This window comes from Paenibacillus sp. F4, assembly GCF_002894905.1.
In the GTDB taxonomy this organism is placed as follows: domain Bacteria; phylum Bacillota; class Bacilli; order Paenibacillales; family Paenibacillaceae; genus Paenibacillus; species Paenibacillus polymyxa_B.
The window spans coordinates 99,496-112,627 of sequence record NZ_POVS01000009.1 but is presented as its reverse complement, the minus strand read 5'-3'; the positions used below and the strand labels follow the sequence as shown (position 1 = coordinate 112,627).

10 protein-coding genes are annotated in these 13,132 nt (G+C 45.3%); 7 read left to right on the top strand and 3 right to left on the bottom strand.

Features of this window, described 5'->3' with window-relative positions; all coding sequences use genetic code 11:
• Positions 1-2 precede the first annotated feature (2 nt).
• From fosB to C1T21_RS07400, 4 genes are all read left to right on the top strand, one after another.
• Positions 3-425, top strand: a complete 423-nt coding sequence (gene fosB, locus C1T21_RS07415) for a metallothiol transferase FosB (RefSeq protein WP_103047800.1) — start codon at positions 3-5, stop codon at positions 423-425.
• A 59-nt stretch (positions 426-484) separates the two neighbouring features.
• Positions 485-1,879 carry an MATE family efflux transporter gene (locus C1T21_RS07410; RefSeq protein WP_069291764.1) on the top strand — a complete coding sequence of 465 codons (1,395 nt, stop codon included), beginning with the start codon at positions 485-487 and terminating at the stop codon, positions 1,877-1,879.
• Between the two features lie 203 nt (positions 1,880-2,082).
• Positions 2,083-3,063, top strand: a complete 981-nt coding sequence (locus tag C1T21_RS07405; protein WP_103047799.1) for a S8 family peptidase — start codon at positions 2,083-2,085, stop codon at positions 3,061-3,063.
• Between the two features lie 155 nt (positions 3,064-3,218).
• A complete protein-coding gene (locus C1T21_RS07400; protein WP_103047798.1) occupies positions 3,219-3,704 on the top strand; it encodes a tetratricopeptide repeat protein in 486 nt (161 codons plus the stop codon).
• Between the two features lie 156 nt (positions 3,705-3,860).
• Here the strand turns inward: C1T21_RS07400 and budA are convergent, their stop codons facing one another.
• Both budA and alsS read right to left on the bottom strand, forming a co-directional pair.
• Positions 3,861-4,607: an acetolactate decarboxylase gene (budA, locus tag C1T21_RS07395; protein ID WP_025722973.1), complete on the bottom strand. Its 747-nt coding sequence runs from the start codon at positions 4,605-4,607 to the stop codon at positions 3,861-3,863.
• 161 nt (positions 4,608-4,768) lie between these two features.
• Positions 4,769-6,472 carry an acetolactate synthase AlsS gene (alsS, locus tag C1T21_RS07390; RefSeq protein WP_172828313.1) on the bottom strand — a complete coding sequence of 568 codons (1,704 nt, stop codon included), beginning with the start codon at positions 6,470-6,472 and terminating at the stop codon, positions 4,769-4,771.
• Positions 6,473-6,986: 514 nt separating this feature from the next.
• Between alsS and uxaC the strand changes: the two genes are divergently transcribed.
• The 3 genes from uxaC (at position 6,987) to C1T21_RS07375 (ending at position 11,054) form a co-directional block, all read left to right on the top strand.
• Positions 6,987-8,411 (top strand): glucuronate isomerase, encoded by a 1,425-nt coding sequence (uxaC, locus tag C1T21_RS07385; protein WP_103047797.1) that lies wholly within the window; start codon positions 6,987-6,989, stop codon positions 8,409-8,411.
• 150 nt (positions 8,412-8,561) lie between these two features.
• Positions 8,562-9,962, top strand: a complete 1,401-nt coding sequence (locus tag C1T21_RS07380; protein WP_103047796.1) for an MFS transporter — start codon at positions 8,562-8,564, stop codon at positions 9,960-9,962.
• 87 nt (positions 9,963-10,049) lie between these two features.
• The gene (locus tag C1T21_RS07375; protein ID WP_103047795.1) at positions 10,050-11,054 is read left to right on the top strand and encodes a LacI family DNA-binding transcriptional regulator; all 1,005 of its coding nucleotides are present in this window, start codon (positions 10,050-10,052) and stop codon (positions 11,052-11,054) included.
• A gap of 99 nt (positions 11,055-11,153) precedes the next feature.
• Here the strand turns inward: C1T21_RS07375 and poxB are convergent, their stop codons facing one another.
• A complete protein-coding gene (gene poxB / locus C1T21_RS07370; protein ID WP_103047794.1) occupies positions 11,154-12,878 on the bottom strand; it encodes a ubiquinone-dependent pyruvate dehydrogenase in 1,725 nt (574 codons plus the stop codon).
• Positions 12,879-13,132 lie beyond the last annotated feature (254 nt).

The window sequence follows — 13,132 nt, the reverse complement described above, 5'->3', positions numbered from 1 at the left end:
ACATGAGCATACAAGGGTGGAATCATATTTGCTTTTCGGTGTCTGATTTGGAGAAGTCTATACATTTCTATCAGAATATACTAGATGGAAAACTGCTCGTTAAAGGACGTAAGCTGGCTTATCTGGATTGTTTGGGAATGTGGTTGGCTCTCAATGTGGAAGAGGATATCCCGAGAAATGAAATTCATCATTCCTATACGCATATTGCATTTTCGATAGCGGAAGCTGATTTTGAGAGTATGCTCAACAAGCTGAGAACTTTTAATGTTACCATTTTGCCCGGACGAGAGCGGAATGAACAGGATAAAAGATCGGTCTATTTTACAGATCCAGACGGACATAAGTTTGAATTCCACACAGGACAATTGCAGGACCGCTTGGAATATTATAAAAAAGATAAAAAGCATATGACTTTTTATGATTGATTAATTGACGTGAAGGTATTAAGTAATAATTGTGTCGCATTTAGGAGGAATACGGAAGGATGTCACTTTCTCAGGAAAACGGTTCCAAGCAAGCACAAGTCGTTAAAACGATGACGGTTTTTGCAATCACTTGGCCGATCTTTATAGAAATGTTGTTTCACATTTTGATGGGTAGCGTGGATACGTTCATGCTAAGCCATGTTTCTGATGAGGTTGTATCGGCTGTGGGTGTATCAAGGCAGTTGATTGAATTTACGATTATACTTTTCAATCTGCTTGGTCTTGGAGTAGGTGTGATCATTGCTCAGCTATTGGGGGCGCAAAAGCATGTGGATGCAAGCCGTGTTACGGCTTCGGCACTAACCTTTAATCTGGTGTTTGGTCTGGCGCTGAGTTTGATGTTTATTGTGAGCCGGGATTTTTTGCTATCCTTTTACCATATTACCCCGACGATCAAGGAAAATGCAGAGATTTATATGATGCTGGCAGGGGGTTCGCTGTTTCTGGAAGCGCTTATGCTAACCGCAGGTCCGGTTATTCGATCGCATGGTTTTACTAAAGACACGATGATTGTGGGCATTGGTATGAATATATTGCATATCGTGGGGAATGCGCTGCTCATTTATGGCTGGTTTGGTCTGCCGCAGATGGGAGTGGCGGGTGCAGCGATTTCAACGGTTATTAGCCGTGCTGTAGCATGTGTCTGGATTTTTCTACTGCTGTACAAGCGTGTGAGTGCGCCGATTCGCATCCGGTATTATGTACAGCTTCAATGGAGTAAGCTGGTAGCCATCCTGAAGATTGGTATTCCTGCCGGGCTGGAATGGTTGTCTTATCAACTTAGCCAAATGATGGTGACCCGGTTTGTCAGCTTTATGGGTACAACGGCGATCGCAACCCATTTTTATACGAATACAATTGTGTACTTTTTTATGGTATTTGGAATGGCTGTAGGTGAGGGGACGGAAATTATTGTTGCCCGCCTAATTGGAGCAGGAGACAAGGAAAAAGCCTATCATCAACTTTTACGGAGCCTTAAATGGTCTTTGGTCATTACGATTGCTGTGATCGTAGTAGTTTCCTTTTTCCGATATGAAGTGATGGCGATCTTTACAGATGAGCCGGCGATCATTCAATTAGGGGCGGCGATTTTGCTCTTCTGTATATTGCTGGAGCCGGGCCGTGTGTTTAATCATGTTGTCATTAACTCCTTGCGAGCAGCGGGAGATGTTCAGTTCCCGTTAATGATGGCCATTATTTCGATGTGGGGGATTAAAATCCCGCTAGCATATGTGCTGGGCATTCATATGGGATATGGTGTGCTGGGTGTGTGGATTGCACATGCCTGCGATGAGTGGGTACGAGGCATTTTTCACTATTTACGCTGGAAGGGGCGGAAATGGCAGCACAAATCGCTGTTATCTAAGGCTGAACTTCAGGCGGAATCAGTCTAAGGCTGAAAGAGATTCTACAACAGACATTCTCCAAGCGAATTGGGGGATGTCTGTTTTTTTTTACAAAAATAAGCAAAATGGGGATGTTCAAACTTTTCAAAAATTGCTAGAATATAGTAACCTCGAATGTAGTAGAGGTTTTCAAAGTTTCAAAGTTTCAAAGACGGATGGTTTCCGATTGAATCCATGAAGGAGGGAATAGGATGGAACGTAAAGTGCATATCATTCCTTACCAAGTGATCAAGCAGGAGCAACAAGTGAATGAAATACCGCGAGGTGTAGAGCTGATTCAGGCTCCTGCGGTATGGAACCAGACTCGAGGCCGAGGCGTGAAGGTGGCGGTGCTGGACACGGGCTGTGATTCGGACCATCCTGATTTGAAGGCGCGCATTATTGGCGGCCGTAATTTTACGGATGATGATCAAGGTGATCCGGAAATTTTCAAGGATTACAACGGTCATGGTACGCATGTGGCAGGAACTATTGCGGCAGCAGAAAATGCGGATGGTGTCGTGGGTGTTGCTCCAGAGGCAGACCTACTCATCATCAAAGTGCTAAACAAGCAGGGCTCCGGTCAATATGACTGGATTATTCAAGGCATCTATTATGCGATTGAGCAAAAGGCAGATATCATATCGATGTCACTTGGCGGTCCTGAGGATGTGCCAGAGCTCCATGAAGCAGTAAAAAAGGCTGTGGCTAGCCAAATCTTAGTCATCTGTGCAGCTGGAAATGAGGGAGACGGTGACGACAGAACGGACGAGCTCGGCTACCCCGGCTGCTATAATGAAGTGATTAGTGTAGGTGCTATCAACTTTGATAGGCACGCCTCAGAATTCAGTAATTCAAATAATGAGGTGGATTTGGTTGCACCGGGAGAAGATATTTTGTCCACCGTTCCGGGCGGCAAATATGCGACCTTTAGCGGAACTTCGATGGCTACTCCGCACGTAGCAGGTGCATTGGCGTTGATTAAGCAGCTGGCGAATGTGAGCTTCGAGCGTGATCTCACCGAACCGGAATTATACGCACAACTCATCAAACGCACGATTCCACTCGGCAATTCTCCTAAGCTGGAGGGCAACGGTCTACTGTACTTGACGGCAGTGGAGGAGCTCTCCCGTATTTTCGACGCACAACGTGTAGCTGGAATACTAACTACAGGATCATTGAAGGTTAAATAAACCGTAACTTCAACTTCGGATATATAGCGGCTCTCCTAAAGGGAGGGTCGTTTTTTTGGATTTCAAATCTTAGGAAAAACTCCATTTACATTGCATTCAAATGTCGGGTAACATATACCTCAAAGATAGGCATGAGTCAGAAGTGGAGGATGAATATGAACGATATCATGGCGCAAGCTGACGAGCTTAGACGAACAGGGCAAGCAGAGAAAGCACGTAAGCTTCTTTTAAAGGTATTAGAACAGCAGCAAAATGATGCAGAATTGTGGTATCAGACAGCTTGGACACATGATTCATTGGGCTTAGAGAGGGAAGCGGTTGCCTATTATGAAAAAAGCCTAGGTATGGCGTTATCCGCAGAATCAAGGAAAGGAGCCATCCTGGGATTAAGCAGTACATATCGTGTATTGGGAGATTACGCCAAGGCGAAAGCGTGGTTGGACACAGGAATGAACGAATTTCCGGATTACAGACCGTTTCGGGTATTTTACGCGATGGTGTTATACAATCTGGGGGAATACGGGAAAGCCATGCAGGAGCTGCTAATGGAGGTGGCTGAGACGACCTCGGATTTATCTACACAGGAGTACTCACGTGCTATTCAATATTATGCAGATAAACTGGATCAGATCGAGGCATAGGTGAACCGGAGTGAGAGCATAAGCAGTAACGTATATATATGCTCGTACATAAAAAGATCACAGTCAGAGAGCAGTAATTCTCTTCCCTGACTGTGATCTTTTGCTGTTTATTGTTTAGCTATAGGGTCCGTAACTTGAAGAGTTATATAACTGTGATTACTGCGCACCTTCAGTAACGGCGATTTCTTTTTCCAGGTTTTCTCTGGACAGGTTGGCCTTCAAGTAATCTGGCGTATCGGGCAGGACCAGGTGCAGATTGGATTTTTGACAAATGCGGATGGTACACTTTTCGACGATAAAATCAAAGACATGCCCGCCACCAGTGCGTTCATCGTTAATAAAATGCAGATGAAATCCGGCTACCCCAATACCTTGAGCATAGGCAGGTGTCCAAAAACCTGTAATCACGCCGGAAGCCTCATTAAAAGTGAAGGTAGGCTGTGACTTGGTCGCTTCGATAAAAGGTTTGTATGGTTTAACTTGGTGAGGCACGGTCCGTGTCTTTACTTCATGAAAAGTGCCATCCATACGGAAGGCATAGAACAGATTACGGCTTGGAAACAACGTTAACAGCAGAGCTTCCAGCTCTTCACGATGCATAGGACGGTCAATAGTATATGTGAAATCTTCCTGGAAAAAGGTGACGGTGGAAAAAGGTGTAGTTTCTTCCGGTTTTACGCGATGGGCCGTACCGTCTGGAAGCAAGTGATAAAATTCACCATCGAACGCGATCATCTCGCCATTCAGTTGATCAAAGGTACCAATTCCGAAATCCCCGTGCTTTTGCAACTCCTCAAAGGCAACAACTCCGTCATAAAGACCATCTAATAGAGCAAGCATAGTGGATGTTTGGTAAATATCATGATCAGCTTCTTGCTTGGTTTCCAATTGCGCAACGGTCATGGCAATACACTTCCTTTTATAATTGTATGCATTTATTTTCTTTCTTTTTCAATAATAAACGTAAAATTTCAGTAAATAACATGAATAACTCAAAAAAATCATAAAAAAAACGTTATACTCCATAATTGTCATAAAGCCGTCACGACTGAGACATGGTTAGGTTAGTTTAATTGGTTAGGCAGCAGTTTACGTCCCAACTGGATGTTATCCTGATAATCAATCGGAATATCGACGACCACAGGACCATCGGTATGAAGTGCCTGCTGTAATACACTTTCTAGTTCTTCAGGAGAGTGCACGCGTAATCCAGTGGCGCCGAAGCTTTCAGCATATTTCACTACATCAACATCTCCAAATTTTACACCAGACGTTCTTCCGTATTTAATCTGTTGTTGAAAAGCGACCATGTCATAGGAACCATCTCTCCATACGATATGCACCAACGGTGAGTTAAGACGTACGGCGGTTTCGAGCTCCATGGATGAAAAAAGAAATCCTCCGTCTCCAGAAATAGAAACGACTTTGTGACCGGGATTGACGAGTGTGGCAGCAATCCCCCAAGGCAGCGCTACGCCTAGCGTCTGCATTCCGTTGCTGAATAGAAGGCGCCGCGGTTCATACGAACGGAAATATCGTGCCATCCAAATATAGTGTGAACCGACATCACAGGTGACTGTGACGTTATCATCAATCAGGCTGCGCAGTGTACGAATAAATTGCAATGGATGAATCAGAAAATCATGCTTGTGTGCGGGAACAGCCGCTTGCTCGTTTAGATCATGACGCAGACGATTCAATTGGTCGCAGGAGGATTTAGGTAGCTTTAAGGTAGGTAATTCTTCTGCAAGGCTACCCACAATCAGGGCTATATTTCCGATTAGCTCGTAGTCCGGTTGATAATCATGATCAATATCGGCTTGATGGTCATCCAGATGAATGAGTGTTCGGTTTGCCGGAATGTTCCAGTTTTTTGGATCGTATTCGATAGGATCATAGCCAATCGTCAGTACCAAATCTGCGGCTCCAAGAAGCATATCACCCGGTTGATTGTGGAACAGACCCACTCTTCCAAAATAGTGGTCTTCTAGTTCACGGGAGATGGCTCCAGCGGCCTGGAAGGTTTCGACAACAGGCAGATCTGTATCTCGGATTAGAGCACGGATAGCTGCGGTGGCTTCAGGCGTGCTGGCTTTCATGCCGAGAAGAAGTACGGGCAGCTTGGCTTTTTTGATTTGCTCTGCGACTTGTTTGATGAGTCCGGCGGGTGCGGTTCCGAGTTGGGGAAGAGAAACCTTCTCAATGACTGTTACTTCAGATGACGAAGTCAACACGTCCTGCGGCAGGCTGACGAATGTTGCTCCAGGCTGGGCTGAGGTCGCAATTCGAAATGCATTAGCAATTGCTTCCGGTACATTATCAGGATGTTCTACTTCTACACTGTATTTGGTGATGGGCTCGAATAGTCCGGCGTTATCCATAGATTGGTGCGTGCGTTTCAAGCGTTCGGATCTTGGGACTGCACCCGCAATGGCGACGACAGGATCACTTTCTGCATTAGCGGTGACAAGTCCTGTCGCCAAGTTAGATGCGCCTGGACCTGAGGTAACAATGCATACGCCCGGTTTACCGGTTAATCGACCGACTGCCGCTGCCATAAAGGCGGCATTTTGTTCATGACGACATACGATCAATTCGGGCCCCCGATCTTGAAGAACATCAAAAACAGAATCGATCTTGGCACCTGGAATGCCAAAAATATGGGTAACCCCTTGCTTGATCAAGCAATCGACAACAAGGTCGGCTCCTTTTGTATCGGATATAGTTTTAGTTTGAACAGCTTGCACTTTTGTACTCAATGCTACCACCTCTTCTTCTTCTCTGTGAAATAACTAATGAAATACTTTTAATGTAAATCAATGGATGTATATTGCAATTATAATACAATAACTGGTATTTTCAAGAAAGAAATTTTCAGAAAAAAAGAGAAAAATATATAAAACGTTTTCAAAGTTTGATCTATCACGGAAAATTAAAATTGTGGAATTTTCTTGTGGTGTCGGTCATCGAGAAGGTATAGAACAGATCTGTCCCAAATGGAGGCAGATCATTTTTATCCGCTCACATGATAAAAATCACTTTCCTCTACAAAGGATAGCGGTTACAATGTAATTGTTGTTAACGTAAACATTAAATTTAAGGTGAAGTAATCCAGCCTGAAATGATGTACAGGTATCGTATTAGAGCAATATCATCTTGTGTAATCACGAGGCCTGCTATGTAGTGGAGAATGTTATTGTTGAAAAACAAGTAGAGTACGAACGTTTTTGTTAACGTTAACAATTTATTAGGAAACACGATTATAGAAGGGATGAGAGAGTAATGACTAAAGCGTTTTTAGACGAAAACTTTTTGTTGAGCAATCCAACGGCTGAAATCTTGTACCATCAGTACGCCAAGGATATGCCGATTATCGACTATCATTGCCATTTAAGTCCACAAGAAATTTATGAAAATAAAGCGTTCAAAAATATTACGGAAGCCTGGTTGTACGGAGATCATTACAAGTGGAGACTGATGCGGGCCAATGGGGTTGAGGAACGCCTGATTACGGGTGATGGTGAAGATTATGACAAGTTTTTGGCTTGGGCCAAAACCGTACCTACACTAATCGGCAATCCGCTGTACCATTGGACGCATTTGGAGCTTCAACGCTTTTTTGGTGTCTATGAGCTGCTGAATGAACAGAACGCACCAGTGATTTGGGAAAAGGTAAACCAAAAGCTGCAGGGAAAGGGCTTTGGCGCACGTGATCTGATTGTGAACTCGAAAGTAACTGTGGTGTGCACCACGGATGATCCGACAGACCATCTCGAATACCACAAACAAATCAGCAAGCTGACCGATTTCCCAGTGGCAGTGCTACCAAGCTTCCGCCCCGACAAAGCTTTGGAAATTAATCGTGAAACTTTCCAGCCTTGGGTGGCTCGGTTGGGTGAAGTCAGCGGACTGGATGTTTCTGGCCTGGAAGGATTTTTGAATGCGCTGGCGAGCCGGGTGCGCCATTTCCATGCTGCCGGAGGCCGGGTATCTGATCATGCGCTGGATACTGTAGTCTATGAAGAAACGACACTGGAGGAAGCGGCAGCCATATTCAGCAAGGCGCTGGAGGAAGGCCATGTGACTCCTTTAGAGGAGGCGAAATATAAATCGTATGTTCTGGTTTTCCTTGGCAAACAGTATGCAGAACATGGCTGGGCTATGCAATACCACATTCACGCGCTGCGTAACAACAACACGGCTATGTTCCGTCATTTGGGACCGGATACAGGCTACGATGCCGTAAATGATGGCTCCATCGCTCGTCCATTGGCGGCATTGCTGGACGCACAGGAGCTGGCAGGAGGATTACCGAGAACCATTTTGTATTCGCTTAATTCGGTTGACTATCCAGTACTGGCAAGTCTCGCGGGCTGCTTCCAATCCGGTGGAAATGTGGGGAAAATCCAGTTTGGCACGGCATGGTGGTATAACGACCATATCGAAGGTATGCAGGAGCAGATGAAGCTGCTGGCTAACTACGGGGTGCTGTCCCGCTTTATTGGTATGCTGACGGATTCCCGCAGCTTCCTGTCCTACACACGCCATGAATATTTCCGTCGTATACTCTGTGACTTAATTGGAACGTGGGTTCAGGAGGGTAAGGCGCCTGAGGATCTAGAATTGCTCGGAGCAATGGTACAAAACATTTGCTACAATAACGCTGAGCAATATTTTAATTTCCCAACGGTTGTTCATAGTAAGTGAAGCTGCTGCCTAAGGTGAGAACTCACTAACTTCATAAAAAAGGGCTCTTGCCAGGGGCTTGTTTCAAACTCCGGGTAAGAGCAATTGAAAACAAAATAGTTATCAACTAAATATGTGAAAATAATTACAAACATAGAGGAGTGTGTAGGTATGGGAGTGCCTATCGTGCAGGAGAGCGTCCAACCTGACAACAAGACAGGCGAGCTTATTAGCCTGAAAGAAAAGATTTCGTATGGTATGGGTGACTTTGGAAACGGATTCATGTTTGATTTGGGGCAGTTGTATTTGCTGAAATTTTTTACAGATGTAGCTGGGGTTTCTGCAGGAGCCGCCGCAGGTATTTTCTTGGTCAGCAAGCTGTTTGCCGCCGTCTGTGATCCCATTGTCGGGTCCTTTGTTGATTACCGCAAACATATCGGTACACGTGGAAAATTTAGACCTTTTCTTATCGTTGGAAGCGTTATCCTTGCAATTCTTACGATCCTTACCTTTATTTCGCCGAATATTTCACCCACAGGCAAACTCATTTACGCCTATGCGTCCTATATGATCTGGGGGATCGGCTACTCTATTGTAAACATTCCATACGGCTCGCTGGGCGCCGCCATTACGCAGGATACTCATCAGCGTGCCTCATTGTCATCTTTCCGTCAGGCGGGATCGCTGGGCGCATTATTCGTCACCAGTGTCGTTGTCATGCCACTTATTTTACTGTTTCCTAACCATCATGTTGGCTATCCGGTTGTGATGGGGATTATGTCACTCATTGGTGTGATCGCTTTCATCATATGTTACCGAGGAACGAAAGAACGCATTGTTAGCCAGTCCGGGCCAAAAGAGAAGCTATCTATAGGCGTTATCGTGCATACCTTTACGAATAACAAGCCTTTACTGGTACTCGTTTTGATGACGATTTTCACCATATCCGCGTACAATATTAAGTCCGCACTGCTGATCTATTTTGCCGAATATAACTTGGGGCATGTAGAATTAATGGCTTATATGAATTTTATTATTATCGGTTCGTCGCTACTGGGTGTGTTGTTCCTGCCCAAGCTGGTACGGCGCTTCGGTAAACGAAAAACAGCCATACTGGGGATGCTGGTTAGTGTCATTGCCGACTCTATTAACTTTTTTATGCCTTCAAATGTATACATTTTCACAATCCTGGCCAGTATTTCGTTCATTGGTATTAGTATTCCTAATGGGGTCACCTGGGCATTCGTGTCCGATATCATTGATTATGGCGAATGGTCATCCGGGGAGCGTAAAGAAGGGATTACTTACTCGTTATTTAACTTTTCACGTAAGCTGGCTCAATCCTTGTCTGGCTTTCTATCGGGTATTGGACTAGCGCTCATCGGGTATGTTCCGAATGTGGTTCAGTCCTCTGGAACGCTGCTTGGGATCAAGGCATTACTTTGTCTCTATCCGGCTGTTGCCCTGGCTTTGGCCATGCTGGTCATCGGTAAAATGTATAAGCTGACGGACAGCAGACATGCAGAAATGGTTCAAGAGTTACAGCGTCGACATGCGGATAACCGCGTATAATTTGTGAAAGTCTTCTTTTCCGGGCGGCTCCTGTGGTATGGTGGGTATATAATTTTTTTAGAGCCTCACTAAGGAAAGGATACGTATATGGCAGCTACCATTAAAGACATTGCCAAATTGGCTAATGTTTCCCATACAACCGTCTCCCGGGCGCTCAATAATAGCCCGCTGATTAAAGAAGATACGAAACGCAAAATTATGGAGTTGGCAGAGCAACTCAATTACATTCCAAATTTTAATGCCAAAAGCCTGGTTCTCCAGCGCTCGCATACGATTGGCCTGTTTTTCACCAGTATTTCAGAAGGCACCAGCTCCAGCTTTTTTGCGGATACCATCCGTGGAGTTAATCATGTCATCGGGGTGGATTACAATCTGTTTGTGCGAGGGATTGACGATTACGCCGATTTTTCGGCCATTCACCGCAAGCGTTTTGATGGTATCATTCTGATGAGCCAGAGCGAGGCAGACAACCCTTTTATTTATCATGTGCTCGGTCAAGGTATTCCGCTTGTTGTACTGAATCGGCAGGTGTCCGGGGCGGGGATTGTAAATGTGATTTCAAATGATAAGGAAGGCTCCTATGAAGCAGTCTCCTTTCTCATTGAAAGCGGGCATGAACGTATTGCGATCATCGAAGGGGTAGAAGGCTTTAAGTCTACCCAGCAACGCCGTGAAGGTTTCATGAATGCATTAATTGATAGTGGTAAGCCGATTCGACATGAATATATCGTGCAAGGTCATTATGATACTGAAAGCGGAAGCCAGGCAATGAAGCAACTGCTTTCCTTGCAGGAGCCACCGACAGCGGTATTTTGCTCTAATGATGATATGGCTATTGGGGCAATGAATGCGGTATTCGAAAACGGCTTGAAGGTACCAGAGGATATCTCTGTCATTGGTTTTGATGATATCGGATTCTCAATGTATACGACTCCACCATTAACAACGGTCAAAAGACCGATTGAGCAGATAAGTGAGCGCGGAGCCGCCTGCATTCTGGAACGAATTCAGTCACCGTCCAATGAGGGTGAGCTTATATTTATGGAGACCGCGCTCATGAAGCGGAAATCAACGGCAGACAGACCACGCTGAGTTTTGTTTGATTAACAGGCAGGACAAATGGGCAGAAACCATGCTAGATATATGGTTTCTGCCCATTTTAGGTTGAAATGCGTTCTGCTTCATCTGTATTTAACGAAAGAGATTGGTCTTAGCCAGTTCAACAATCTCGTCACCGCGTCCGTTCAGCATCGCTTTCATCATCCACAGAGTAAATCCTTCTGCTTGTTTAAGATTAATTTTGGGTGGCATGGATAGCTCTTGACGGTTCACCACCACGTCTACCACAACAGGGCCATCATGAGCCAATGCTTGCTGAATGGCATCCTCCAGCATGGTCGGATCTTCAACCCGGATGCCCTTGAGTCCCATGGCTTGCGCTACAGCACCAAAATCAGGATTCACCAGTTCAGTGCCGTTTTCCAGGAATCCGGCCGCTTTCATTTCCAGCTCGACAAAACCGAGAGCGCCATTATTGAAAACAATGACTTTAATAGGCAGCTGATGCTGTTTCAGGGTGAGCAGGTCGCCCATCAGCATCGTGAGTCCTCCATCGCCTGAAAGGGCAATCACTTGTCGGTCAGGCTCAGTGGCCTGCGCTCCGATCGCCTGCGGCAAGGCATTTGCCATCGTGCCATGGTTGAACGAGCCGAGAAGCCGACGCTGACCGTTCATCTGCAAATAACGCGCGGCCCATACAGTGGGAGTACCGACATCACAAGTGAAAATAGCATTTTCCTGCGCGGCGTCACTGATGACCTTGGCGAGATATTGCGGATGGATCGGCGTACGACCTGGTTTACCGACGGCAAGGTCATCCAACTCCTGGCGTACCTTGGTATAGTGGGAGACGGTTTTCTCTAGATGCTTGGAATCATGCTCTGACGTTAAATGCGGTAGCAGCATTTCCAATGTGGCTTTTACATCCCCGCATAAACCATACGTCAACGGAGTACGTCTGCCGAGATGGGCTGGCTCTATATCTACCTGTAGGACAATCGCATCTTCAGGGTAAAATTGTCTGTAAGGGAAGTCTGTTCCGAGCATAAGCAGGACGTCACAATCCATCATCGCATGGTACCCGGAAGAATACCCGATCAGTCCCGTCAATCCAGCATAATAAGGGTTGTCATACTCCAGATATTCTTTGCCTCGCAGAGCGGATACCATGGGGGATTTTAACTTGTCGCATAGCTGCATGAGCAATTCATGAGATTGTGCACAGCCGGCGCCGCATAGTAACGTAATTCGTTTGCCTTTATTCAAATATTCAGCCAGTCGGGAGATTTCGGAAGCGGACGGATGCACTACAGGTGCAGTGGGATGGTAGACATGTTCAGGCACGGGTACCTTTTCCGCCTCCAAAGCTGCTACATCTCCGGGAAGAACAATGACGGATACACCTGAACGTGAAATTGCCTGTTGAATGGCCATGGTCACCGTTCTGGGAATTTGTCGCGGTGTCGTAATAACCTCACAGAAGTGACTGCATTCTCCGAAAAGATGCTCAGGATGGGTAGCTTGAAAATATTCACTTCCAATTTCGTCGCTTGGAATATGAGCGGCAATAGCCAGTACAGGCACCCGATTGCGGTGGCAATCATATAAACCATTAATCAGATGTAAATTTCCGGGACCACTGCTTCCAGCACATACAGCAATGCTGCCACTAAGGTCAGCATCTGCTCCAGCTGCAAAGGCAGCCACTTCTTCATGCCTTACATGAATCCATTCGATTTGACCGTTGCTGCAAATGGAATCAACCATATTATTTAGAGAATCTCCAACAATGCCATAAATCCGCTTGACCCCTGCATTGACCAAAACTTGTACAATAGTATCTGCGATTGTCTTCATAGATGTTCCTCCTGCCTAGTAAGTAGTGTTATCCTGCCCGTGCTTTCTTGCGTCTATTCTTCTGAAATGTATATAAGAACAAGGTCTCGGGATAGGGTGATAGTTAGCCTTAACCGTCTTAGATCAGGTGCGAAACAACAGAAAAAGGACGATATACTTGCAGATTTTTATATAAACGTATATGTTAACGTGTTCATATTATTGTCATTATTATTTTTTTAAACTAAAAATGTTGATAAAACTATTTTGTTAAC

Coding starts and splice junctions, on each gene's coding strand:
- fosB (WP_103047800.1), top strand. CDS start 3: ATGAGCATACAAGGGTGGAATCATATTTGCTTTTCGGTGTCTGATTTG.
- C1T21_RS07410 (WP_069291764.1), top strand. CDS start 485: ATGTCACTTTCTCAGGAAAACGGTTCCAAGCAAGCACAAGTCGTTAAA.
- C1T21_RS07405 (WP_103047799.1), top strand. CDS start 2,083: ATGGAACGTAAAGTGCATATCATTCCTTACCAAGTGATCAAGCAGGAG.
- C1T21_RS07400 (WP_103047798.1), top strand. CDS start 3,219: ATGAACGATATCATGGCGCAAGCTGACGAGCTTAGACGAACAGGGCAA.
- budA (WP_025722973.1), bottom strand. CDS start 4,607: ATGACCGTTGCGCAATTGGAAACCAAGCAAGAAGCTGATCATGATATT.
- uxaC (WP_103047797.1), top strand. CDS start 6,987: ATGACTAAAGCGTTTTTAGACGAAAACTTTTTGTTGAGCAATCCAACG.
- C1T21_RS07380 (WP_103047796.1), top strand. CDS start 8,562: ATGGGAGTGCCTATCGTGCAGGAGAGCGTCCAACCTGACAACAAGACA.
- C1T21_RS07375 (WP_103047795.1), top strand. CDS start 10,050: ATGGCAGCTACCATTAAAGACATTGCCAAATTGGCTAATGTTTCCCAT.
- poxB (WP_103047794.1), bottom strand. CDS start 12,878: ATGAAGACAATCGCAGATACTATTGTACAAGTTTTGGTCAATGCAGGG.